Genomic DNA, 25,880 nt, shown 5'->3' on the forward strand with positions numbered 1-25,880 from the left:
GGTGAAGTACGCTAAACACATTGGGTTATATAACTAATGAGAACTCATCTGATACTTTGCCTTTCTCTTGGTACGCTACCGCCCTTAGATTACCGAGGATCTAAATGCCGTATAAAGAATTTACTAATAACTTTTTAGTATTATGTAGGTTATCTGGATAATTAAGCTTAATCTCAATTAAGATCCTTTTTCAGCAAGGTCTTACTCTTGCTTAATACAACTAGGCGCCAGTTTTTTTATCTGTTATCCGTTTTTACCTTCTGAACTATGTAGATATTGCAAATATTCATAGCATGTTGGTAAGCCACTTATTATTTTTCTTGCTTTAACATAATGTTGTAATAATATTTCATCCGCTTTATCAGGGATCATTAATGATAATGCTGGTTTACTAGTCAATGGCCCTGAACCCAACCCTAAGATCATTGTATTCCACGAATATTCTTCAAAGCCGTGATAGAAAGGATAGATAGTATCTTTATCCAATAAGTGATCCTTAGCTAACATTATTTTTTTTAAGAGCTCTTTAGGTAATTCAATATTTTTCCATTCTTTCCAGTATAAAGTATCATTACGCTGTGCTAGCGAAAAATGAAGCAACAGAAACTCTTTAACACCATCAACGACGCGATTAACTCGTGTATTATATTCTTCAATTAGTGGTTCATTACTGCCACTTCTTGGAAAAAATCTAACGAGTTGTTCAATTCCATGTTGAATGAAAAAAATACCAGTTGATTCTAAAGGTTCAACAAATGCGCTTGATAATCCAATAGCGACACAATTCTTCACCCAAGAACGGTTGCTACGACCAATTCTCATTCTAATATGATTTGCCGCACAATCTGCGTTTTCATATGGAATTGATCTTCTTAGTTCAGCTTCAGCTTCTTCAGGGCTTTGATATTCATCACAATATACATACCCATAACCATTTCTTTTATATAAAGGAATTGTCCAACGCCATCCATTAGACATAGTACGAGCAGTTGTATACGGTTCAATATCACGAGTATCCTCTCTAGGTACTCGTAATGCTACTGCGCGGTTGTTTTTCAATACATCAGAGAAACTAATAAATGGTTCATTCAATGCTTGATTAATTAATAATCCTTTGAATCCGGTACAATCAATATAGAGATCAGCCTTAAGTTTTCCACGTATTTTTGTTTCCAAATACCCAATGTTTCCACTCTCATCAATTTCTACATGGGTAACATCATCTTCTATATGGCTAACACCTCGATTCATTGCATAACGTTTGAGAAAATTCGCAACTTCGTCCGCATCAAAATGATAGGCATATGGGAACTGAGCCCGCTGTTCTGCTAATGTTGATTGACCAAGCGATTTATCAGAAGATTGAGCAAAAAGCGAGCCATCTAGTCTTCTAGGAGATCGTTTAGCTTCACAAAGGTGAGGTGTCAAAAAAGTTGCATAATCAAAACCTTGGTTTGTCGTACTTTTTCTTAACCACCATTCAGAAATGGGAAAGCCTTTAACTGTTTCCCAACGTTCAAAGGGATGATAGAAATGATTATCTTGACCATCCCAATTCTCGAATCTAATTCCTAATTTATAACTTCCCGCACATTTAGCTAACCATTCACTTTCATCTAAACCAAGATAATCAAAGTAATGACGGACTGTACTGAATGTCGCTTCCCCCACACCTATTTTTTTTACTTTCTTCGATTCCAAAACTGTAATATCGACATTTTGAACGAATGCTTTCGATAAATAAGCCGCCGTCATCCAACCAGCTGTACCACCACCAACTATTAATACTGATTTTATCATGTTGTCTCTACTTATTAAGATATTCAGATAAAAGCATACAGAATAATAAATTCAATTATTTGAACTTATATCTGTAATTAATTTAGCAATAGAATCAAATTTGCTTCTGATTTTACATAAATTTTCAACTTATTATTTAGACATGAGTAATCCTTTTTTATACGCTTATTTTATTTAACAATATCAGCTTCGTATCAAAAATGTAAACCTTGTTGAGTTAATTTTGTGATCATTATTGGGGTTCCGGCTGAGTAGACCCGCCGGTTACCCGGTCGGGCCCGAGAGCAAGTAACCTGCCTGCTAATCAATAAATCTGGATCATAAGCAGGAAAATCAAAAAGACTAAACAACACCCGGAGAAATATTTCCGTTCCAATGAATGTATATGGATACAATACTTTATCCGATATATTTAATATCTTATAATTCGATGCTATATCATTTTCAGGTCAATATTATTATCATTAAATTCTAAAGTCAGTATCTTATTACCTCCACCTCGGTTATTGCCAGGGAGCTCTAATGCATCATCATAACTGAATGTTCTATTTAAAGAGTATTTAACAGCATTTTCATTCGGTGGATTCCAATAATCCTGAAATATCCAAATATCAATCTCAGATTTACATTCTCTTCCAGTATAGATATGAATTGCTTTATTGGGCTCATACTTATCACCTATCCAAGGAGCCCATAAATCACCATGCCATTCAGACATCTTATCCACAGTAAAATTCTTTCTGGCAATATATCCATGCTCAATTACAAATATGCAAGGCGTTTTATTATAAATGGATTTAATATTTGTTACTCCCGCGATAATACTAACAGCTGGTTTATTCTTAGTGTCAATTAATTTCTCTTCCATTTTATTCACCTATATTAATTAATAAGTTCAATAATAATCATGATAGGATTTCTAATAACATCATCCTTTCGCACACTCTCACCCAGCATTGGCTCAAATTATTCTCTAATGATAATTTCCTCCAGTGACATTATACTTTCAACAGCATACCACTTTTATTAATAACGCCAATGATCTTATATCAATGATTAGCCTTAAACTTAAATATAGCTCAAAATCGCTATTTTACCATTAAGGCTAGATCACATATCTATCGTTATTTTCCTTTAACTGTTACTGTAAGCATTATTCATTAAACTCTTAGAATCTCTTTTCAACACTTGAGCTAGCTTTCTTACATATATCGGTAATATTAGAGCGCTAATCATAGACAATATGAAAATAGGCTGTACGCTTTCAGCCGTAATCGCTTTACCGCTTAAAAAGATGGAAGAGAAGAAAAACACCACACCGGCACCCAAATTGGATAACGCCATCTGAAGGGCACCAAAACCTGCACGATTTTCAGGCGTCGAAGCATAAGAAGCCAGCACGTTGGCCGCCATAACCTGCACGTAAGTCGCGAACATAAAAAGGGCAAAGAATATATATCCATTCATTTTCCCCATCAATCCCAGAAGGATATTAACAATAAATAAAGCCGCCGCCACAATAGTTATTTTCTGAGGAGAATATTTATCACAAAGCTTTCCAGTCAAATAAGTGCCAAGCCAAGAAGCCAGACCACCAATAAAAAATACGAGTGAAACCCGCTCTTCCGGAACATAAAACACATTTGTTAATAGTGGAACAAGTATCGGAATAAGCATGAAGGGGCTAAAATTACTGACTCCACTAGCTAACCCGGCCAATGCTATTTTTTTGGTCAGCACAATTTTATTCTGGCTATTCTTTATCTTCTCTTTTCCTGGAATAAAGCAAAGGATCAGAGGCAAACTCACGATGCATAAAATAACGATCAATAAAAAAGGAATTTTCCAGGTGAAATTCGTCGCCAGATATAAACACAACGGCATACCTAAAATACTCACGAATGAAAAAGATGAAAACGCGATCGCTAATACCCTTCCCCGCATATTTTCTGGGGAGTTATTCAGTAAGATCCCAATCCCAACCCCCAATGTCACTCCACCAAACAGACCGGCAATCATACGCAGCAGAATAAGTTGGTATGGCTCTGAGGAAAAAATTGTCAGGAAAGTAATCAGACCAAGAAGTAACGTGTTTAAAATGAGAACCTTTCTTTTATTAAAGCGATCGAGAAAGAAAAAAGATGCCAGACCAGAAAAGACTGAGGCGAGAACATAAGTACCGGCAATCACCCCCGCCATAGTCACAGGCATGTGAAAATCATCGCACATATACACAAAAAGCGGAGTCACCATCATGTACTCCAACGCATTAATAAATTGAACTAATGCGACAACCATTGCAATAATAACTATCTGATTAATCTCAATTAACTTTGACATTATGAATTCCAATTTCAGTTGACGTAAATTTCATCGATGTAATGAGCAATTTACCTCACTCACCGATCAAAGCAAAGCGCTGTGTATCATCACAGTCGGTGCCTGATGTAGCCAGATTTCTGAAACGACACCGAGAATGGCAAAACAGAACCATCAAACAACGGCAATTTCAGGGACCCATTCATTGTGAGAAGCAAGTGACAAACTCTTAGCCTTTTTCCAATAGTCATTAATATTGATACTTAGCACCTATTGGGATAGGCAGTTAATCGGCGGGAATTGATCTCTATTATCATCCCCACTAAAGACCATAAAAAAGCGAAATATCTTGATTATTAAAAACAAGTGACAAACCTTGCGGAGGAATAATGGATAATGTAATTAGATATGGCGATACCGTAAAAATATTGAATAGCTATCAAAACTGGAATGGGGGATATCTCAGTGTATATCAGAATGATACTCGACCCGGAGCCAAACATAACGTGGTCACAGTAACTCCCTCTTATTCTAATCCAGGTGGAATATGGCGAATAGAGTCAGGAACAGGAAAACCTATCGGCAGTGAGATAATAAACAATGATACTATCTTGCTTCACAACCGCTATAACTGCGATGGTGGTTACTTAGCTTGCTATGGCAATGCTGATCCACAGAAGGAAATACCGGAAATCTATCGAGTCAACACCTCCGATATTAATCTCCACCCAAAATCAACTATGTTATGGTATATTAATCAGCATTCCATTTCTCAGGATGGGAAAATTACAGAAGCAGGTATTTACGCTCTCTTTAATCGATATGAAACAAGGGGATTCCTTGATACACATGGCGATGCTACCTTCCCGAATTCGAAATATCAGGTACTGACTTCTGGATCGACTCGCCGCTTACCTGGTACTGGCCTGTGGAAACTCGAGAAAGTCACTGATCCTTGCTCTCCTGACAAACCATCCAATTGTGGCGGAGAATGTGGTACCAATGACACAGGTAAATATTGTTTCCAGGTGCCTCAAAGTATCCGGTTTGGCCTGACAGCTTACGATAATACGAGCACTCATCAGCAAACGGTAAAAGTGTATATTGATGACCTTCTGATAGATACACTAACCGGCAAAGAAACGACCACCAAATCCTATACATCAGGTACAGGCAAAATCTGTATTGAAATTGAAGGAAATGGCAAACCATGCAAACTTCGTTATTCCTATAACACACTTGAAGGAAAACCAGGAGCAGTCATTATTGGTGCTGAAAATGGCACCAATAATAACTACAATGACAGTATGGTGGTATTGAACTGGCCGTTGTTGTGAATTAAATATTTTTTAATTAATGACATTATCGGTAACGCTAAAATTCATCAATAAATTGAGGCGGCATTATGCCGCTTCTTGTTATATCGAGAACATCATTAATATATAACCCAACATCACCTAAAAAATAAAAACACATCTAACAAAATTCCAACAGAAATATAAAATATCGCTTCAACCATTACCAGATAAATACAACTACGTCACTTGTCACATATTTATATTTTCGCAAAAAACCAACATAATTAAATCAATCAACAATCTATCAACATATAATCTTGCCTATAAGACACCAATGGGATTAATATCATAAACACAAACCTTTTTGTAACACCAGACATATAATAAACATAGTGAAATTAAAACAAAAAAAGTAGATTTGAACAACACGTTAAAGTCTAATTACCTCAAAGGACATATAATAATGGATACAAATACTTACCTCTTCCTCAATGCAGAAAATATTAAATATTATGATAATCCACAGATAAATAAAGGAACCGCTCCACAGCCGATCAGTAAAGATTGGCCCAACCTTCCTAACGAGTTTCAAAGGCATATTGACGATGTAATTAATTTAAATGGTTATTTGTATTTTTTTAAAGGCTCACAATACCTTAAATTCGATATAGCGAAAGCACAGGTGAGTGAGGGACCAAAACCCATTGTGGACGGATGGCCTGGATTAAAAGGAACCGAGTTTGAAAATGGGATAGATGCAGCCACAGAATGGGTGGACACAAAACAAGATATTGTTTATTTTTTTAAAGGAAGCCATTATGTCGGATATACCATCAGCTCACACACAATTAATATGAATACTATCTCAGCCGGATGGGGAACAACTGAAAAATACGCAGAGTACAGTAATAATCTGGATTCGGTTATTCTATGGAGAAATATTGCCGGCTCTATTATTTATTTTTTCAAAAACAATAATTACATCCGATATAATACGAAATCAGGCACCATTGATGGAGGACCTACACCCACCCAATCTGGTTGGCCTGGAGTAACCTTCAACAAAATTCAAGCCGCAGTATCAGTTGACTCAGATTTGCTAGGCAAGAAGCGGGACAATAATAGTGGAAATTGTGGTGTATGTGGTACCAATGACACAGGTAAACACTGTTTTACATTACCTCACAGTATCAGATTTGGCCTGACAGCCTACGCTAATGCGAGCCATCAGCAAACTATAAAAGTGTATATTGACAACCTTCTGGTAGAGACATTGACCAGAAGAGGAACAGATAATGTCATTGGCGTTAAAACCTACACATCAGGTACAGGTAAAGTCTGTATCGAAATTGTAGGGGATGGCAAACCATGCAAACTCCGTTATTTCGATAATATCCTTGACGGCAAACCAGGAGCGGTTATCATCGGTGCCGAAAATAACAACAGAAATAACTATAATGATAGCATAGTAGTATTGAACTGGCCGTTGTTGTAAATTACAAATTTCTTTGTGAATTTCACCACATATAGAAATAAAATTCATCAATAAATTAAAGCGGTATAATACCGCTTTTTTATTACATATCACATTTATCTCAACTCATGATTTATTTAAAGTTAGACAATCCTAATATTTCCAGTGTAACTATTCTTTCTCTGATTTAAATATGGGGCTAAGAAAAAGCCCCTTTGTATATATCACATAAGATGATTAATAACCAGATTCAACACGCCATCTTAAAAATCTTGAAAAAACATAGCACGATCAAACGGCGTTCTATAAAGCGAATTCTGTTGATCTATTGTAGTAGCGTCAGAAGACATTCCAAACATGATCCCAATCTGGCCTGACACAAGATTTCCAGTCATCAGCGCATTCATATTATATTGGCAAAGTTCTACCTTCCATTTATCTGCCACCGTGTTATACCACTCAACTATTAATGTACCGTTATTTTCAGCTAACAGTCCAATACGCCAGCGTGACCAAGCATTTTTCGGCCATTCATAACTCAGTGCAACACCAGAATGAGTATTACCCAATGTCGGTTGTCCTTTATAAATACCATCCGTTTGTTTGCCAACAAAATTTACTGACTGAATCAAATTAGCTGCTTGAAGATTCCAAACCATGGCATAAGGTGTCGCAGTGTCAATCGAAGTCCCTGACGAAATGTTTGTCGGCATCCATTGCGGCTTATTTTGATACTTTCCACTCAAGTGAATCGCCATATAGCCGTAACCAATATCTGCATATGTACCGCTTGCATGAGTTTGTTTAGATAGCACACACACTGTGATTTCAGGGTATGGATTACAGAATAAGTCAAGCTCACAATAACAGTGTTTGGCATTAATAGGTGTATCTGCTGCAATCCCAAAACATTGACCACCAGGGCTAGATTTAGTCAAAGTTTGTGACTGGAAAGCTCTCCTTCCTCCAACAGTAACTACATCCCAAGTACTCGTCACACGGGCTGAATTCTTAAACAATACTCCAGCTCGCGGTGTTGTAGCATCAACCCACCGACCCATTGGATATAGATTTGGCTCCCATACGGTTATTGGAACCGCGTTAGAGTTAGATGAATTTTCAATTAAGATTCGATGTTCATTTTGTTCTAATTTCATCATTAAAATATTCTCCTATAAAAGGCACAATTACACATTAACTTTTATCTCTCAGCGAGAGTTCACTGTTAATTCAAAAATAAACAAACACCTTCATATTTATTGAAAAACGAGTTAACCCTGCTTTGGTTAATAAACGGTAGATTCACATAATAAGTTAAACATCATTGAAGGTGATGTTATCAGGGCAGCATACACAATTACAAAATAATCAACAACATTAAATCTATTAACGAGTTACTAATATATAACCTTGCTTATAACCTATCAGAGACATTAAATTCAACAATATAAATTCTCCTATGCGCTAAACAGGTAAACAATATGACAGAATTAAAACAGAATATATTAAAATCACTCTTACCCTATTTCAGTTATAAGAAAGAAATTGAAATAACACACTAAAGTCTAATCACCATAAAGGATATATAACAATGAATACATCCAGTTATCTTTTTCTTAATGCAGAAAATATTAAACATGATGAAAAATCGTATGAAGCAGAGACCGGCTATCCCCGACTTATAAATAACGACTGGCCTAGTCTTCCTATTGAATTTAAAAGGAATATTGATGATATTATTAATTTAAATGGTTATTTGTATTTTTTTAAAGGCTCTCAATATCTCAAATTTGATATCGCAAAAGCACAAGTAGTCGATGGACCAAAACCCATTATAGACGGATGGCCTGGACTAGCAGGGACTGAATTCGAAAACGGCATAGACGCAGCAACAGAATGGCCTGATATAAAAAAAACAGGTATGACAGATGTTGTCTGTTTCTTTAAAGGCAGCGATTGTATTGAATATACTGTGAGTTCACATACGATTAGCAAGAAAACTATCGCAGACCGATGGGGAATAACAGAAGAATACTCAGAATTTAGTGAAAATCTGGACGCAGCTATTTTATGGGTAAACATTGGCAGCCCTTTTCTTTTTCTGTTCAAAGACAATGCTAACATTCGAATTAATCTGAAATCGCATACTATCGATGGTCAAGCACCTATTGCCGCTAATTGGCGCGGAGTCACCTTCAAAAGAGTTCAAGCTGCAATATCAGTTGATACGGATTTATTAGGCAGAGACAGCGATAATGGCAATGACAGTAATACAAACACCTATTTATTCCTTAATTCAGAAAATATTAAATACAATGACCCTTTAGATAAAATAGACACTGGTTATCCCCAACCTATCCGTAACAATTGGTCTAACCTGCCTGTCGAGTTTCAAAGACATATCGATGATGTAATTAATTTAAATGGCTCTTTGTATTTCTTTAAAGGCTCACAATATCTTAAGTTTGATATCGCAAAAGCACAGGTGAGTGACGGCCCTAAACCTATTATCGATGGATGGCCTGGATTGGCAGGAACTGAATTCGAAAATGGGATAGATGCCGCTACAGAATGGATAGATGTAAAAAGAGATATTGTCTGCTTCTTTAAAGGCAAAGATTGTATCAATTACACCGTGAGTTCACATGCCATTGACAAAAAAACCATCACAGAAAGATGGGGGATTACCGGGAAATACGCAAAATTCAGCGCAAATCTGGATGCGGCTATTTTATGGCGGAATGCCGGTCCTTTTATTTACCTTTTCAAAGGCAATGATTATCTTCGATTACATTTGATGGTGGATACTATTCGTAGTCAACTCGCCCCTATTCAAACTAAATGGAAAGGCGTCACTTTCAATAAAATCCAAGCGGCAGTATCGGTTGATGTAAATGCATTAGGCAACGAGAGCAGTGGAAGTTGTGGCGGAACATGCGGTACCAATCACACCGGTAAACACTGCTTTCAATTACCTCACAGCATCCGGTTTGGTCTGACAGCCTACGTTAATACTGCTGCTCATCAGCAAACAATAAATGTGTATATTGACGGCCTTCTGATAGACACATTAGCCGGCAAGGGAACAAGCCACATAATAAATGTCAAAACCTATACATCAGGTACAGGAAAAGTCTGCATCGAGATTACCGGAGATGGCAAACCATGCAAACTCCGTTATGCCGATAATACACTCGACGAAAAACCGGGAACAGCCATTATCGGTGCCAGCAATGGAACCAATAACAATTACGACGATAGTGTGGTGGTATTGAACTGGCCGTTATCATAAGATGAAAATATATTGTCTATGATTATCAATAAATTGAAGAGAAAAATTCGATAAATAAGTCAAAATAGCATTCAGAACAGCCATCTTTAAGGATATATACTAATGAATTCAATCACCTATTTATTTCTTAACACAGAAAACATGATATACAATGACACCCTAAATAAATCAGAGGCTAACTATCCTCAACCTATCAGTAACGACTGGCCCAATCTTCCCGTCGAGTTTCAACAAAATATTGATGATGTGATTAATTTAAACGGTTCATTATATTTTTTCAAAGGGTCACAATATCTTAAATTCGATATAGCACAAGCGCAGGTAAGTGATGGACCGAGACCCATTGCAGATGGATGGCCCGGATTAAGAGGTACCGGATTTGAAAACGGCATAGATGCAGCCACAGAATTGACAACAAATACCATTTGTTTTTTTAAAGGCAAAGATTGCATCGATTATACAATGAGTTCACATACAGCCAATAAGAAAACTATCTCAGACCGATGGGGAACCACTGGCAAATACTCAGGATTCAGTGAAAATCTGGATGCGGTTATTTTATGGAAGAATATTACCGGCTCTATGATTTATCTTTTCAAAGGCAATTCTTACATCCGATATAACACGAAGTCGAATGCTATTGATGGTGGACCTACCACCATTCAAACTTATTGGCATGGAGTGACTTTCAACAAAATTCAAGCGGCAGTTTCGGTTGACACAGATCTATTAGGCAGTAACAGTAGTGGAAACTGTGGCGGAACATGTGGCACCAATAACACCGGTAAATACTGTTTCCAGTTACCTCAAAATATAAAGTTTGGTCTGTCAGCCTACGTTAATACCGATATTCATCAGCAAACGATAAAAGTATATATTGACGACCAGCTAGCAGATACATTAACCGGTAAAGGCGTAAATAGCGTATTAGGCTTCAAGACCTACCCGTCAGGCACAGGTAAAGTCTGCATTGAAATTACAAGTAATGGCAAACCATGCAAGTTGCGTTATGCCTATAACACTCTTGACGCAAAACCAGGAACAGCCATTATCGCTGCGGAAACCGGGACCGCCAATAAGTATAACGATAGCGTAGTGGTGTTGATCTGGCCGCAGGCGTGAATCAAGAAACGTATCACTGCGGCAAATTCAGCAATACCAGTAGAAATGAAATTTATCCATTAATTGAAGCGACGTTATGTCGCTTTTTGCTGTGCTCCACGATAGATATATCAGTAAAAAGATGTTTCCTTTATAGCTATAGTGCACTGTGATAAACAGAAAAAATAATATTTCAACTTTTAGGTAATGTAATAAGCTGAAAAAAAACTGCTATCCGCCAAATAACGCCTCATTTGATAAAAATTAACTTTTTTATCTTTTCTTTTTCTATCTCCCATTGATATGAATATTTAGCAATGCAGGAATTCGACCCTATTTCAGGCCCACAAGGGATCACAGAAAAGGCGAGATAACCCGCTTGTTACGATAGCCAAATTCTGAAATGACACCAGAAATATATGCAGAAAATAGCATTATCGAATGGAAAGTAATTTCAGTGAGGTATCAATTATTCAAAGAAAAATAACATACTTGCCGAGGAAATGATGGAAAATATACTTAAATATGGAGATACCGTGACAATATTAAACAGCTATAAGAACTGGAGCGGTGGATATCTCAGTGTATTTGGCAACGGTAATAAACCCGGTACCAAATATGCCGTTGTAACAGTAGATGCATCTTTAGCGATTTATGGCGGAGCGTGGAGAGTTGAGTCAGCAACAGAAAAACCTACCGGTAGTGAGATAATTAATAATGATATTATCTTACTTCACAACCTGTATTACTGTGATGGCGGTTACTTACGGTACTATGATGTGGTGGATCAATATGAGCTATCAACGGAGATACACCAAGTCTACACCTCAGATATCCGCAAAAGAGCAACCTTGGAATGGGTTATTTATTGTGAAACAACACCGCCAAATGGAAATATTAGAGAAGGCGATAGTATCTCTCTTTATAATCAATGGGGAAACAAAGGTTTCCTTGATACCCATAATCATGCCGGAGACACCGGTTCACTATATCAAGTATTTATGTCCAATAATACTGCCCGTAAAAGCCATACCGGTTTGTGGAAAATGGCGAAGGTGAATGATCCTTGCCCTCCCCCTGATGTATTAACCAATATCATGCCATTGTGGCGCAAGATGCGGTAACAACAAGCATCGTTATAACTCAAATGAAGCTGGCAAGAGCGAATAAAACCGGCTTTTGGGCGTTTTAGCCAGCAAATAGACAGAGAGGACATTTAATCACTAAACGCATGAAAAATATCAATAAATTTTCTGAAAGAAGATCAAAAACGCCCCGATAAATACAAGCCTGATTATTTTCAGGCTCAAACCGTTACGTGGTTTCTCCACGGCCATCATTAGATTAATTTTTTATTCCTAGATTAATAAAAAATGAGCTTAACATAATAAGCTCCCGCACTATAAAGTCATCCCTCTATCAATTAGAAACACTTACCAAATAGTGAAGTGAATCTAATACCTAAGATAAATCATGGATTAGTCCATTATCATAAATTAATTTTTATAACGCCTTTTGCCATAAGCATACTGGATAGAATTTCTCGTGTAGGTCATTTTATCCATCCATGTACCATATTAAATGAATTAGCAATAAATAAGTAAAAACAGAAAGGAATACTTATGAATTGTCACACAAAGAAAAAGAGTGGACGCTGCAACGGGATATTGCTAATAACGAAATAACACAACTGGATGGCTGGCCGTCTCTCCGCACTCTATTATCAGATGTCCGATGCCACGCTGACAATAGATGCGAAAATCGCCACCTTATCACACGGTATGAACGACGATGGCCGGTTTGTTACCAATTTCAACAACAGTCGTTTCCTGCCTTTTGAAGGCAGAGAGGTGACAACCGGCACGCTGGCGCTCAATATTTTTCATGCCGGTAAGGAAGGATCGCAACATGATCTGGTTGCCAACTTGAGTGACATCATTGTGCATCTGAATTACATCATTAGAGACGCGTAAATTTCTTTTCTTTGTCTATCACAGGTCCCTGTAAAGGGCTAGTCATAAGGAGTATTTTATGCAGGATTCATCAGAAGTATCGGTTACAACGCTGTCACTCCCCAAAGGCGGCGGCGCTATCAGTGGTATGGGTGAAGCACTTAACGCCGCCGGTCCTGATGGAATGGCAACTCTCTCCCTGCCGTTACCTCTCTCTGCCGGGCGGGGTACTACTCCTGGGCTATCGCTGACTTATAGCAGCAGTGCAGGCAACGGACCTTTTGGTATCGGCTGGCAATGCGGCGTTACAACCATTAGCCGACGTACTCAACACGGCATTCCACAGTACGATAATAACGACACATTTTTATCCCCGGGCGGCGAGGTGATGAACATCGCCCTAAATGATCAGGGACAACCCGATATTCGACAGGACGTTAAGGCGCTGCAAGGCGTTACCCTGCCGGTTTCCTATACCGTGACCCGCTATCAGCCCCGCCAGATACAGGATTTCAGTAAAATAGAATATTGGCAACCGGCCTCTGGTCAGGAAGGACGCGCGTTCTGGCTGATATCGTCGCCGGACGGACAATTACACATTCTGGGAAAAACAGCACAGGCTTGCCTGGCTAATCCGCAAAATGACCAGCAAATCGCCCAGTGGTTATTGGAAGAAACCGTGACGCCGACCGGTGAGCATGTCAGCTACCAGTACCAGGCCGAAGATGAAGCTAATTGCGACGATAACGAAAAAACACGTCACCCGAATACCACAGCACAACGCTATCTGGTGCAGGTGAATTATGGGAATGTCAAACCGCAAACCAGCCTGTTTATATTGGATAACACACCACCTGCCCCGGAAGAGTGGTTATTTCATCTGGTCTTTGACCACGGTGAACGGGACACCTCACTGTATACCGTACCAACATGGGATACGGGTACAGCGCAATGGTCTGTACGCCCGGACACTTTCTCCCGTTATGAATACGGTTTTGAAGTGCGTACCCGCCGCCTGTGTCAGCAAGTGTTGATGTTTCACCGCACCGCGTTGCTGGCCGGAGACGTCGGTACAAATGACACGCCGGAGCTGGTCGGACGCCTGATACTGGACTATGACAAAAATGCCGGCATCACCACATTGACTGCCGCCCGTCAATTGAGCCACGAACCAAACGGCAATCCCATCACCCTGCCCCCTCTGGAGTTAGCCTGGCAACGCTTCGACCCTGAAAAAATACCGGCCTGGCAGCGGTTCGATGCGTTGGATAATTTTAATCCCCAGCAACGTTATCAACTGGTTGACCTGCGGGGAGAAGGGTTGCCGGGCATGTTATATCAGGAACGTGGTGCCTGGTGGTATAAAGCGCCACAACGTCAGGAAGGCACAGACAGCAATGCCGTGGCCTACAGCAAAATAGCGCCGCTGCCCACCCTGCCCAATTTGCAGGAGAATGCCTCATTGATGGACATCAACGGGGACGGCCAACTGGACTGGGTGGTTACCACCTCCGGTATTCGGGGATACCACAGCCAACAACCCGACGGTAAATGGACCCACTTTACGCCAATCAATGCTTTACCAATGGAATATTTCCATCCACGCGCCCAGTTCGCCGACCTTGTCGGGGCAGGCTTATCCGATTTGGTGTTAATCGGGCCGAAAAGTGTACGTCTGTATGCGAACCAGCGAGATGGCTGGAGCAAAGGTCAAGATGTGTCCCAATCCGCAGGTATCACCCTGCCGGTCAGCGGAACCGACGCCCGTAAACTGGTGGCATTCGGTGACATGCTCGGTTCCGGCCAGCAACATCTGGTGGAAATCCATGCTAACAGCGTCACTTGTTGGCCCAATCTAGGACATGGCCGTTTCGGTCAGCCACTGACCCTGCCAGGATTCAGCCAGCCCGAAAGCAGCTTTAACCCTGAACAGTTGTTTCTGGTCGATATTGACGGCTCCGGCACCACCGACCTTATCTATGCTCAATCCAACTCCCTGCTGCTTTATCTCAACCAAAGCGGTAATCAGTTTGATGCCCCACTAACATTAGCTTTGCCTGAAAGGGTGCAGTTCGATAACACCTGTCAGCTACAGGTTGCTGATATCCAAGGGCTAGGAGTAGCCAGCCTGATTTTGACCGTGCCTCATATGGCACCACATCACTGGCGTTGTGACCTGTCACTGACCAAACCCTGGTTGTTAAATGTGATGAACAATAACCGGGGCGCACATCACACCCTGCATTACCGCAGTTCTGCCCAATTTTGGCTGGATGAGAAATTACAGCTCACTCAAGCAGGCAAGTCACCAGCTTGCTACCTGCCGTTTCCGATACATCTGCTATGGCATACCGAAATTCAGGATGAAATCAGCGGTAACCGACTCACCAGTGAAGTCAGCTACAGCCACGGCGTCTGGGATGGTAAGGAGCGGGAGTTCAGAGGGTTTGGTTGTGTCAGACAGACAGATACCACGACGTTTTCTCACGGCACCGCACCGGAACAAGCCGCACCGTCATTGAGTATCAGTTGGTTTGCCACCGGGATGGATGAAGTAGACAACCAGTTAGCAGCAGAGTACTGGCAGGGAGATACTCAAGCTTACACCGGATTTGAAACCCGCTATACCATTTGGGACAATGCCAGCCAAACAGACAAAGTGTTCACCCCCAATGACACACAGCGTAACTGGCTGACCAGAGCACTTAAAGGCCGGCTGTTGCGCAATGAGGTCTATGGTCTGGACGGAACAGATAATCAAACAATCCCTTATACCGTCAGTGAGTCGCGCTATCAGGCACGGTCTGTTCCCGTCAATAAAGAAACTGAATTAGCCGTTTGGGTCACCGCCATTGAAAACCGCAGCTATCACTATGAGCGTATTGCCAGTGATCCACAACTCACCCAGCATATCCAACTGCAACAAGATATTTTTGGTCAGACGCTGCAAGCCGTTGATATTGCCTGGCCGCGCAGAGTAAAACCCGCTGAAAATCCCTATCCGCCGACGCTGCCGGATACACTGTTCGACAGCAGCTATGATGACCAGCAACAGTTGCTGCGTCTGGTTCGGCAAAAAAGTCACTGGTATCACCTGATTGACGGAGAAAACTGGCGGCTGGGTTTACCTGATGCGCAACGCAGTGATGTTTACACCTATGACCGGACTAAAATTCCGGCAGAAGGGATTTCGCTGGAAGTATTGCTGAAAGAAAATGGCTTGCTGACAGATGAGAACGCTGCTGTTTATCTGGGACAACAACGAACATTTTATACCGCAGGTCTATCAGAAACACCGCTGGAAAAACCGACACTTCAGGCACTGGTGGCATTCAGCGAAACTGCCATAATGGACGAAACTTCATTGCAGGCTTACAAAGACGTCATGGAAGAGCAAGAGCTGAATACCGCACTGACACAGGCCGGTTATCAACAAGTAACACGGCTGTTTAATACCGGATCAGAAAGTCAGGTATGGGTGGCTCGTCAGGGATATACCGATTACGGTGATGCGGCCAAGTTCTGGCGGCCTCAGGCTCAACGTAACTCATTACTAACAGGGAAAACTACCCTGAAATGGGATACCTATCATTGTGTAGTAACACAAACTCAGGATGCCGCTGGCTTAATCACCCAAGCCAGTTACGATTATCGTTTCCTGACACCGGTACAACTGACAGATGTTAATGATAATCAACACATTGTGATACTGGATGCACTGGGCCGCGTGACCACCAGCCGATTCTGGGGCACGGAGTCCGGACAAGCCACAGGTTATTCAACACCAGCAGAGAAACCCTTTACGCCACCAGATTCCGTTGATAAAGCGCTGGCGTTAACCGGTGCACTTCCCGTTGCTCAATGCATAGTTTATGCCGTTGACAGTTGGATGCCATCACTATCCCCGTCTCAGCTTTTCGGATCACCAGAAGAGGTCGAAACCCGGTGGCAGCAACTGCGTGCCACCCAGGTAGTCACCGAGGATGGGAAGGTGTATGCACTGGGCAGGAAACGCGCGGCAGACAGCCAGAAACTGACTGTTCATGAAGCCTCCTTATTGGCGGATATTCCCCGTTTGCCTCCACACGGGCTGATGATCACCACCGATCGTTACGACAATGAACCTCAGCAGCAGCACCAACAAACGGTGAGTTTCAGCGACGGTTTTGGTCGGTTACTCCAGAGTTCAGTTCGCCATGAATCCGGTGATGCCTGGCAACGGCAAGAGGATGGCGGGCTGGAAGTGGATGCTAATGGGAAGCGGGTCAGTGCATCAACAGATACCCGCTGGGCCGTTTCCGGTCGCACGGAATACGATGACAAAGGTCAGCCGGTGCGCACTTATCAACCCTATTTTCTAAATGACTGGCGCTATGTCAGTGACGACAGCGCACGCGATGACCTATTCGCCGATACTCATCTTTATGATCCATTGGGACGTGAATACAAAGTCATCACCGCGAAGAAATACCTGCGGGAAAAACAGTACACCCCGTGGTTTATCGTCAGTGAGGATGAAAACGACACCGCGTCAAGAAACCCATAATTTTACCCGTTGCCCCGCAGTACATGGCGGGGCAGTATCTATCAACATGAGGAATAGAAACATGACACTCTTTTTTAATCCGGCAACCTTTGCCGGTACTCCTACTGTCAACGTTCGGGACAACCGTGGCCTGACTATCGGTGAAATCAGTTTTCACCGCACCACCGCAGGGGGTGATACCGATACCCGTATCACTCGTCATCAGTACGATGCCTATGGATATCGGATCCAAAGTATTGATCCACGCCTGTATGACACGATGCAAACTGATAGTTCAGTGAAGCCCAATTTTACCTGGCAGTACGATCTGACCGGCAATATCCTGAGTACAGAGAGTGTTGATGCAGGCCACACTGTCACCTTCAATGATATTGAAGGCCGCCCGGTACTGACAAAAACCGCAACCGAAGTTATACAAACCCGGCAATATGAAGCCGCTTCCTTGCCGGGTCGCTTGTTATCAGTCACTGAACAGGTATCTGGAAAAGCAACTGCACGCGTGACTGAACGCCTTATCTGGTCCCGGAACACACAGGCAGAAAAAGACCACAACCTTGTCGGCCAGTGTGTAAATCACTATGACACTGCGGGACTAACCCAGTTAGAAAGCCGGTCACTAACCGGGACCGTCTTATCACAATCCCGTCAATTGCTGTCCGATAATTATCAGGCAGACTGGAGAAATGATAACCAAGACACCAACCAGAGCCGCCTGGACAGCGAGACCTACATCACACAAAGCGCCTTTGACGCTACTGGCGCGTTACTGACGCAGACAGATACGAAAGGCAATATACAGCATCTGACCTACAATATTGCCGGACAATTGAACAGCAGCAAGCTGACAGTAAAAGACCAGGGTGAACAGATTATCGTCAAATCCCTGAATTATTCAGCCGCTGGGCAGAAACTGCAAGAAGTACATGGTAACGGTGTGATGACCGAATACATTTATGAACCGGAAACACAACGTCTGATTAGCATCACCACCCGCCGCATCTTAGACAATAAAGTGTTACAAGATTTACGCTATGAATATGATCCAGTGGGTAATGTCGTTCATATTCGTAATAGTGCAGAAGCCACCCGTTTCTGGCGCAATCAGAAAGTGGTACCGAAGAATACCTATAGCTATGATTCTCTATACCAGTTAGTCGAAGCAACTGGCCGGGAAATGGCGAATATCGGCCAGCACAATAACCCGCTACCCTCACCTATTCTGCCTTCTGACAGCAATACTTACACTAAATATATCCGTACCTATACTTATGACCGTAGCGGCAATCTGACGCGAATCCAACACATTTCACCCGCCATCCAAGGCAGCTATACCACAAATATAACGGTTTCAAACCGCAGTAACCGCGCAGTGTGGAGCACATTGACCGAGAATCCAATGCTTGTGGATGATTCGTTTGACGCTGGCGGCCACCAGAATACATTAGTACAGGGGCACCATCTGAGCTGGGACACTCGCGGTCAATTGCAACAAGTGACACAATCAACTCTGGGAAACAACATCAATAGTAATAAAGAGTGGTATCGCTATGGCAGCGATGGGATACGATTACTGAAAATGAGTGAACAGCAAGCCCGGTACCCCACCTACCAACAGCGAGTCATTTATCTGCCAGGATTGGAGCTGCGAACAACTCAAGATAGCGCTATCATCAAACAGGACTTACAAGTCATTACCGTGGGTGAAGCCGGTCGCGCACAAGTACGGATACTGCACTGGGAAACCAAACCACCAACAGATATCAAAAACAATCAAGTACGTTACAGCTACGATAACCTTACCGGTTCCAGCCAGCTTGAACTGGATCACAAGGGGATAATTATCAGCCACGAAGAATACTATCCATTCGGTGGTACGGCTTTGTGGGCAGTGAGAAACCAAACTGAAGCCAGTTACAAATTTACTCGCTACTCAGGCAAAGAACGGGATGCTACGGGGCTGTATTACTATGGTTATCGATATTATCAGCCGTGGGTAGGGAGATGGCTAAGTGCGGACCCTGCCGGAACAGCGGATGGGGTAAACCTTTACAGGATGGTTCGGAATAATCCGGTGACATTACATGATCCGGATGGATTAACACCGGAACAGTGGCATACCCGGGAAGCATTTAAGCAATTACCTTTTAGCGAGCATAGTTTGGGTACACGCGATGAACTTGCACCAAAAATATCAGGCACGAACAGTTTATGGCATGAAGCTTATCGTGGGCCGACCAAGGAACGGGAAACATCGGCTCTCTTTAATGAATTACCTTTTGCAGAACCTAAAGTGGCAACGGCTGAAGAAATTAACCTGCATGGCATAACAACTGAAAACGTCACTGTTTATCGTGTGGAAGTGGCGCAACAATCAGAGAAGTTTCTTTATACCGGGATTACCGGTACCGGAGGCGTGAAAATAGCGATTCCCAACCGGAATAACGAACATGGCGGCAAAGAAGACTACCTGAATAAAACCATGCCAGGCGAGGCGCAGAAGAGAGGTGGATGGTATCACTTCTCTAAAAATTATATTGCTGCCAATAAGGGTAAATCCAGTGGCAATCTTGCATTCTATAATTTCGGCAACCCACGTCGGGCATTACAGTTTTACGAGCAAAAAACTGAAAACCCCAAAGAAAAACTGCCGTTTGTTATAAAATCATTCGAGATACCTTCCGCAGTGTTTAAAGCAATTGCAGAAGATGCCATTTTAGAAAAGGACTACAAAAAGCTCCCGACAGCACCCATGAATGTCGATGTTGCAGCATTTAACCAACTTGGCCTACAACCTCACCACGTTGATTTACTCGTTGGCTCTATTATTCCTAAGAGTGGAAGAGTCTATTCGGAAAGTGAGCATTGGAAGTTAATGGATAAGCCATCTCAGGTTACCCGCCGGCCACTGTTGCGTGGCAGACAATAACGAAATAGCCAGCTCATCCCAAAAAGTTTGAGCTGGCATCGTTGCAAATACGAATATTCAGCATTTCCGGTATGTTTTGCTGCCCTTATATAATCATGCAGGTCGCCTTCAAAGGAAACCTGCATACCCTCAGAATTAAAAATGAAACATCAATCCTGACTTTTTCTCTTGGTAAAAGCCGGGACAGGCTCAGGTGTCGGGACAGAGCTATCACAATGATAATGCTCTCCTGTCAGTCCTATTTTTTTACAGGCAATAGACAAAACATCATTAGGTGTTGCCCACTCAGCTTTCCAATTATTTCCGTCATAACGTTCCTTTTTAAACAGATCCCACATAATAAGGCCTGTTTTACCGTATTTGATCGTACCATCTAATATGCTGTTGAGCTTGGCCTTGGTGAGCGGTAAATTGCCGGTTGCAGGTTTACCCACTTCAAATCCTACTGTAATCGGTGGCAAAACCAATAACTTTCGCGGTTGAACTGATGCTTGAGCGTAATTACGCGCTCCTTTCAGTTTGACATGGAAAGTCACAACTTCATTACCTGATTTAAGCCAGTTAATATATTGACCATAATAATACTTAACTTGTCCGGGCAGGTCACAAGGAATATACGTTTCACCTCCGCCGATAAATCCACAGTCTTTTTCACTCAAATCATAAGTCATCACACCAATATAGCTGAGTCGGTTGATAATTTTGGGGTAACTCAGCGCGGTATTATAAATCAAACCATAGAGATTTCCCCCCCACCAGGCACCACCATAAATATCACTGTTCCTCGCGTTGGTTCCCCAGTTAGCGGACATATTCGGGATACCCCCAGTTGCAGGGCCGGCGGTACTTAACTGAAGCGATGGTTTAACCGCATTAATTGAGGTGTAAAAAGACGTTAAAATAGCGGCAAATTTATCCACGGTTGCAGGCATCGCGCGGGGAATTCTTTCTGCGCCAGGGACAATATTCATTGACGCATCATAAACATAACCACCTAACCCCTTTGACATTAACGTTGATGTCATAAGAGTTTCACTGTTATTAGAGGGAACCTTGATTGAGTCAGGCGTTAATTTCCAGCTTTTGGCATTAATATCAGCATGCCAAAACTCTTCGTAATCCACATCAATCCCTGCTACATCTAAATCAGCAGCCAAATTAACAATATTTCTATATGCATCATCTGCCGCCTTACCCGTAATACTACTATCAAAACGGGGAATTTTAGTCATTGGATTAGGGAAAATATCATAGACCGCACCCGGTTCATTACCACAAGCGTCTTTTTTCTTGGCGGTTATATCATAAATTTTCGGATAACAACTAAAGTTCCACCCGCCTACAGCAATATAAGTACCCACTCCATGAGATTTTAAATCAGCGATAATACCTTTTAATGCCATAAAATCAGACCTGGCATTTTCAGCTTCTCCTGTGCTAATAGTTTGACCAGAGATACAGGTATAACCAAACAATCCTGAACATTTCAGGCTGTTTTTCTCATAATTAACCAAACCAGGCTGGACAAAAGACAACACCAGCGTATTAAAGTTACTCTTGTTCTTGGCAATATCTCTGCTTAATTTTTTAAAATTATCCAGGCTGGCATAATATTCTTGAGTATCAACCTGTGCAGCAGGCCCACTCAGATAATATGCAGTTATTTTAGGATTGGCGGCAATAACATTTCCTGACATGAAAGAATATAATACCGTACTTGCTAATAAACATCGGTTTAATTTGTATTTAGACATACATCTATCTCCACTTGGTTAACATTACTTTTCTGACTACAGCCAATGAGTTACCATGACGTTTCATTGCCTTTTCATCATGAACGGTATACGTTTTTCCCTAATAGAGCGTTAATATATTCAGCGTGTTACTATCCACTGTGATGTAGTTACTGAACGGCTAAATTCGCATTAATTATTTCAATGCATCAATTTAATAATAGTGTAGTTTTAACCGTTGTCCACAAATGACATAGAATTAGTTGTAATAATATTCCACCCCATCTAAATAAAAAACATTATTATAGGATGATCCCCCTAAATTATATTTATTTTAATTATTGCAGAAAGAACCCCTTGGAGATAACTATTTATTTCTACAACTTAATGCCATTTGTCATTATATATCTCCCATAGTGTACACTTAATAAGAGTCTGGCATTTTTCTTTGTAAGTATGGCAATGAATTATTCCTTCGTAAACATGACTATTCTCTATAATTCACTGGCACAAGATACAGGGAGACAAACCTAAACACTGACGAAAAACAGTCGAACAATAGATTGGTCAATGACCAACAAAGCATGCCACATTAGCTATGCCAATGAATGTCCGGTTATTAACGACATCGCCTGAAACAATCGCTCATTAATCAACCATAAAAAACCATTGCCATTAAACCGACGATCCCTGTTATCAGGCAAACCATGCCAAAAAACTTCAACGGTTCTTCAACAAATTATAAAAAACCATAAAAAAGTATTATCTTAAATTTGCTGAATTAATGATCACAAACGTATACTCACTATGCATTAAAACAAATCTGGAATATCAAGTAGCTTGTTAGGCAGGCGCTAAAAATGTATCCCAGCAAATGAAACAACAAAGTTAAAACACAGGAAAATTATCATGACACGTTTAGGCTTATCTATAACTGCATTATCACTGTTATTCTCTGGCGCAGTATTAGCCGCACCAACCACATCTGCAACCCAATCTTCGGATACTCAGGTTACACCTTCCCATATGGAGAAAACTAAATCAGGCAAAGCCACTTCTAAAGAAGGCAAACAACATCCGCATCATAAAGCGACAAAAGAAGCAAAGAAAACCCACTGAGTTCTCCCATCGCATCTGAGGCAACCGCACGCTGTAGAGATGGTTCTTTCAGTTACAGCCAACATCGTAGAGGAACTTGTTCCCATCATGGTGGTGTCGATAAATGGTTATAACACGGGTTTGACAGTGTAATAGTCGTAAATTCAGGGGGGACAAATCCCCCCCTCTCAACATATTAAAGTAAATGGTTTAACAAGCACCTTCTGTATCGTCATCACCATAATATTTCACACCAATTCTGATAATATCCCGCCCATGAGACTTACGGTGTTTATTACTGTCACGCAATGAATAGATACAACCGCAATATTCCTGCTGGTAAAATCTTTCCCGTTTACTGATCTCAATCATCCGGGCAGAGCCACCTTGCTTACGCCAGTTGTAGTCCCAATATTTAACCCCCGGATACTGACTTGCAGCCCGTATTCCACAATCATTTATTTGCTGCATATTTTTCCAGCGGGAAATACCTAAAGAGCTTGAGATCATGCTGAAATTGTTTTCATAAGCATACAAAGCAGTGCGCTCAAAACGCATATCAAAACACATCGTGCAGCGAACACCTCTTTCCGGCTCCCATTCCATGCCTTTAGCGCGTTCAAACCAGTTGTCGCTGTCATAATCCGCATCCACAAATGGCACATTGTGTTGTTCTGCAAAGCGGATATTCTCTTCTTTGCGGATTAAATATTCCCGTTTTGGATGAATATTAGGGTTATAGAAAAAGACGGTGTAATCAATACCAGAAGCATGTAACGCTTCCATCACTTCACCAGAGCAAGGAGCACAACAAGAGTGCAATAATAATCGTTCCGCACTATCCGGTAACGTTAAAACAGGGCGAACAAAGTTTTCCATTGGGCAGGCTCCAAGAATTAATTATAAAAATAGTTATTTTAGCCGCAAATCTTTCGACAAGGAATTCATCCGATGGCTTACTTGTCTTTACAATAGTAGTAACTGCTCCCCGCCCTAAAGAGGGTTTACGGGGCAATTGCTAAATTATAGACAAATTCAGATTCTTTTAACCAAAATAATTTAAATGGAGACCACGATGCACCATACAATTTCCCTGCGCGACCTCTCTTTTCCGGCAATTATAGCCGGATTTGTCGCTGTTTTGGTTGGATATACCAGCTCGGCGGCAATTATCTTTCAGGCGGCGGAAGCCGCAGGAGCCACAACCATGCAGATCGGTGGCTGGCTGAGTATGCTGGGACTTGGCATGGGTATCAGCTCGCTGGGGCTATCGCTTTATTACCGCACACCAGTCCTTACTGCATGGTCAACGCCAGGCGCAGCGCTGCTGGTGACAACCATGCCAGGAACATCAATCAATGAAGCCATTGGTATATTTATCTTTGCTTCTGCCCTGATCTTGTTATGTGGTATTACCGGCCTGTTTGCACGATTGATGAACTATATTCCACAGGCACTTTCCGCAGCAATGCTGGCTGGAATTTTGTTGCGTTTTGGCCTTGATGCCTTTTCTTCGTTTTCAGTCAATTTTGTACTGACTGCCGGAATGTGTCTGACTTATCTGCTAACACGCAGATATTTATCCCGCTATGCCATTGTGTTAACCCTGTTATCAGGGCTAATTATCGCCTCTTTACAGGGCGATATTCATTTTGAACAACAATCAGCTGTCGCCTTTGCTATTCCTGAATTTATTGCACCTAGTTTCACACTCTCTTCATTATTGAGTGTAGGCGTCCCATTTTTCATTGTCACAATGGCCTCTCAGAATGCGCCCGGCATCGCCACACTGAAAGCCGCCGGATATCAAGTCTCGGTTTCATCATTGATAAGCTGGACAGCGCTGATCGCACTGATCTTATCTCCTTTTGGTGGCTTTTCCGTCTGTATTGCCGCCATTACAGCCGCTATTTGTATGAGTCCGGAAATCCACTCCGACCCTAATCGCCGTTATATGGCCGCTGCCGCTGCGGGTGTGTTTTACCTGATCGCTGGCCTGTTCGGTGGCTCAATCAGCATGTTATTCAGCGCACTACCCACTGCTCTTATTCATACCATCGCCGGATTGGCTTTACTTGGCACAATTTCTGGCAGCCTGCTCCAGGCATTGCAGAATGAGAAACAACGGGATGCGGCGGTAATCACATTTTTAATCACCGCTTCCGGCGTAACACTACTTGGCGTAGGTGCTGCATTCTGGGGATTAATCGGTGGTGTAATAACCATGCTCCTTTTATCTTTGCCTGGAAAAAACAAGTCCGCTCATTAAACGTACAGTAAAATTATAGTTTTCAGCACCTTATGATATTTATTATCCATAAAACTTGTGATAGTTTGCCGG

17 protein-coding genes are annotated in these 25,880 nt (G+C 41.7%); 11 read left to right on the forward strand and 6 right to left on the reverse strand.

Features of this window, described 5'->3' with window-relative positions; all coding sequences use genetic code 11:
• Positions 1 to 243: 243 nt before the first annotated feature.
• The 3 genes from C5471_RS06610 to C5471_RS06620 all read right to left on the reverse strand — a co-directional run bounded on the left by C5471_RS06610 (position 244) and on the right by C5471_RS06620 (position 4,140).
• On the reverse strand, positions 244 to 1,800 hold the full coding sequence (locus C5471_RS06610; protein ID WP_133816295.1) for a tryptophan halogenase family protein: 1,557 nt from the start codon (positions 1,798 to 1,800) through the stop codon (positions 244 to 246).
• A 433-nt stretch (positions 1,801 to 2,233) separates the two neighbouring features.
• Positions 2,234 to 2,668, reverse strand: a complete 435-nt coding sequence (locus C5471_RS06615; protein WP_133816296.1) for a hypothetical protein — start codon at positions 2,666 to 2,668, stop codon at positions 2,234 to 2,236.
• Between the two features lie 266 nt (positions 2,669 to 2,934).
• Positions 2,935 to 4,140 carry an MFS transporter gene (locus C5471_RS06620; RefSeq protein WP_133816297.1) on the reverse strand — a complete coding sequence of 402 codons (1,206 nt, stop codon included), beginning with the start codon at positions 4,138 to 4,140 and terminating at the stop codon, positions 2,935 to 2,937.
• Positions 4,141 to 4,508: 368 nt separating this feature from the next.
• Here C5471_RS06620 and C5471_RS06625 point away from each other — a divergent pair, with 368 nt between their 5' ends.
• Both C5471_RS06625 and C5471_RS06630 read left to right on the forward strand, forming a co-directional pair.
• A complete protein-coding gene (locus C5471_RS06625) occupies positions 4,509 to 5,456 on the forward strand; it encodes a fucose-binding lectin II (RefSeq protein ID WP_133816298.1) in 948 nt (315 codons plus the stop codon).
• Between the two features lie 424 nt (positions 5,457 to 5,880).
• Positions 5,881 to 6,912, forward strand: a complete 1,032-nt coding sequence (locus tag C5471_RS06630; protein ID WP_133816299.1) for a fucose-binding lectin II — start codon at positions 5,881 to 5,883, stop codon at positions 6,910 to 6,912.
• Between the two features lie 242 nt (positions 6,913 to 7,154).
• Here the strand turns inward: C5471_RS06630 and C5471_RS06635 are convergent, their stop codons facing one another.
• On the reverse strand, positions 7,155 to 8,051 hold the full coding sequence (locus tag C5471_RS06635; protein ID WP_242688602.1) for a hypothetical protein: 897 nt from the start codon (positions 8,049 to 8,051) through the stop codon (positions 7,155 to 7,157).
• Positions 8,052 to 8,482: 431 nt separating this feature from the next.
• On the opposite strand from C5471_RS06635, the gene C5471_RS25050 reads away from it, so the two are divergent.
• From C5471_RS25050 to C5471_RS06665, 6 genes are all read left to right on the forward strand, one after another.
• Positions 8,483 to 10,183 (forward strand): fucose-binding lectin II, encoded by a 1,701-nt coding sequence (locus tag C5471_RS25050; RefSeq protein WP_133816300.1) that lies wholly within the window; start codon positions 8,483 to 8,485, stop codon positions 10,181 to 10,183.
• Between the two features lie 102 nt (positions 10,184 to 10,285).
• A complete protein-coding gene (locus C5471_RS06645) occupies positions 10,286 to 11,305 on the forward strand; it encodes a fucose-binding lectin II (RefSeq protein WP_133816301.1) in 1,020 nt (339 codons plus the stop codon).
• A 515-nt stretch (positions 11,306 to 11,820) separates the two neighbouring features.
• Positions 11,821 to 12,408: a hypothetical protein gene (locus C5471_RS06650; protein WP_339959227.1), complete on the forward strand. Its 588-nt coding sequence runs from the start codon at positions 11,821 to 11,823 to the stop codon at positions 12,406 to 12,408.
• A 570-nt stretch (positions 12,409 to 12,978) separates the two neighbouring features.
• Positions 12,979 to 13,257, forward strand: coding sequence for a Tc toxin subunit A-related protein (locus C5471_RS06655; RefSeq protein ID WP_166295729.1), 279 nt, complete (start codon positions 12,979 to 12,981; stop codon positions 13,255 to 13,257).
• Between the two features lie 58 nt (positions 13,258 to 13,315).
• Positions 13,316 to 17,782: a SpvB/TcaC N-terminal domain-containing protein gene (locus C5471_RS06660; protein WP_133816303.1), complete on the forward strand. Its 4,467-nt coding sequence runs from the start codon at positions 13,316 to 13,318 to the stop codon at positions 17,780 to 17,782.
• A 61-nt stretch (positions 17,783 to 17,843) separates the two neighbouring features.
• Positions 17,844 to 20,708: an RHS repeat protein gene (locus C5471_RS06665; RefSeq protein ID WP_133816304.1), complete on the forward strand. Its 2,865-nt coding sequence runs from the start codon at positions 17,844 to 17,846 to the stop codon at positions 20,706 to 20,708.
• A gap of 149 nt (positions 20,709 to 20,857) precedes the next feature.
• Here the strand turns inward: C5471_RS06665 and C5471_RS06670 are convergent, their stop codons facing one another.
• Positions 20,858 to 22,462, reverse strand: coding sequence for a toxin (locus C5471_RS06670; protein WP_133816305.1), 1,605 nt, complete (start codon positions 22,460 to 22,462; stop codon positions 20,858 to 20,860).
• A gap of 888 nt (positions 22,463 to 23,350) precedes the next feature.
• Between C5471_RS06670 and C5471_RS06675 the strand changes: the two genes are divergently transcribed.
• Positions 23,351 to 23,560 carry a hypothetical protein gene (locus C5471_RS06675; protein WP_133816306.1) on the forward strand — a complete coding sequence of 70 codons (210 nt, stop codon included), beginning with the start codon at positions 23,351 to 23,353 and terminating at the stop codon, positions 23,558 to 23,560.
• Positions 23,561 to 23,568: 8 nt separating this feature from the next.
• Entirely contained in the window at positions 23,569 to 23,673 is a 105-nt protein-coding gene (locus tag C5471_RS06680; protein ID WP_339959228.1) for a DUF3761 domain-containing protein, read from the forward strand.
• Between the two features lie 76 nt (positions 23,674 to 23,749).
• Here the strand turns inward: C5471_RS06680 and C5471_RS06685 are convergent, their stop codons facing one another.
• The gene (locus C5471_RS06685) at positions 23,750 to 24,418 is read right to left on the reverse strand and encodes an epoxyqueuosine reductase QueH (protein WP_133816307.1); all 669 of its coding nucleotides are present in this window, start codon (positions 24,416 to 24,418) and stop codon (positions 23,750 to 23,752) included.
• Between the two features lie 196 nt (positions 24,419 to 24,614).
• Here C5471_RS06685 and C5471_RS06690 point away from each other — a divergent pair, with 196 nt between their 5' ends.
• A complete protein-coding gene (locus tag C5471_RS06690; RefSeq protein WP_133816308.1) occupies positions 24,615 to 25,808 on the forward strand; it encodes a benzoate/H(+) symporter BenE family transporter in 1,194 nt (397 codons plus the stop codon).
• Positions 25,809 to 25,880 lie beyond the last annotated feature (72 nt).

It is taken from the genome of Photorhabdus tasmaniensis (assembly GCF_011189505.1).
In the GTDB taxonomy this organism is placed as follows: domain Bacteria; phylum Pseudomonadota; class Gammaproteobacteria; order Enterobacterales; family Enterobacteriaceae; genus Photorhabdus; species Photorhabdus tasmaniensis.

Coding starts and splice junctions, on each gene's coding strand:
- C5471_RS06660 (WP_133816303.1), top strand. CDS start 13,316: ATGCAGGATTCATCAGAAGTATCGGTTACAACGCTGTCACTCCCCAAA.
- C5471_RS06610 (WP_133816295.1), bottom strand. CDS start 1,800: ATGATAAAATCAGTATTAATAGTTGGTGGTGGTACAGCTGGTTGGATG.
- C5471_RS06690 (WP_133816308.1), top strand. CDS start 24,615: ATGCACCATACAATTTCCCTGCGCGACCTCTCTTTTCCGGCAATTATA.
- C5471_RS06630 (WP_133816299.1), top strand. CDS start 5,881: ATGGATACAAATACTTACCTCTTCCTCAATGCAGAAAATATTAAATAT.
- C5471_RS06655 (WP_166295729.1), top strand. CDS start 12,979: ATGGCTGGCCGTCTCTCCGCACTCTATTATCAGATGTCCGATGCCACG.
- C5471_RS06625 (WP_133816298.1), top strand. CDS start 4,509: ATGGATAATGTAATTAGATATGGCGATACCGTAAAAATATTGAATAGC.
- C5471_RS06635 (WP_242688602.1), bottom strand. CDS start 8,051: ATGATGAAATTAGAACAAAATGAACATCGAATCTTAATTGAAAATTCA.
- C5471_RS06615 (WP_133816296.1), bottom strand. CDS start 2,668: ATGGAAGAGAAATTAATTGACACTAAGAATAAACCAGCTGTTAGTATT.
- C5471_RS06670 (WP_133816305.1), bottom strand. CDS start 22,462: ATGTCTAAATACAAATTAAACCGATGTTTATTAGCAAGTACGGTATTA.
- C5471_RS06685 (WP_133816307.1), bottom strand. CDS start 24,418: ATGGAAAACTTTGTTCGCCCTGTTTTAACGTTACCGGATAGTGCGGAA.
- C5471_RS06645 (WP_133816301.1), top strand. CDS start 10,286: ATGAATTCAATCACCTATTTATTTCTTAACACAGAAAACATGATATAC.
- C5471_RS06675 (WP_133816306.1), top strand. CDS start 23,351: ATGACACGTTTAGGCTTATCTATAACTGCATTATCACTGTTATTCTCT.
- C5471_RS25050 (WP_133816300.1), top strand. CDS start 8,483: ATGAATACATCCAGTTATCTTTTTCTTAATGCAGAAAATATTAAACAT.
- C5471_RS06665 (WP_133816304.1), top strand. CDS start 17,844: ATGACACTCTTTTTTAATCCGGCAACCTTTGCCGGTACTCCTACTGTC.
- C5471_RS06620 (WP_133816297.1), bottom strand. CDS start 4,140: ATGTCAAAGTTAATTGAGATTAATCAGATAGTTATTATTGCAATGGTT.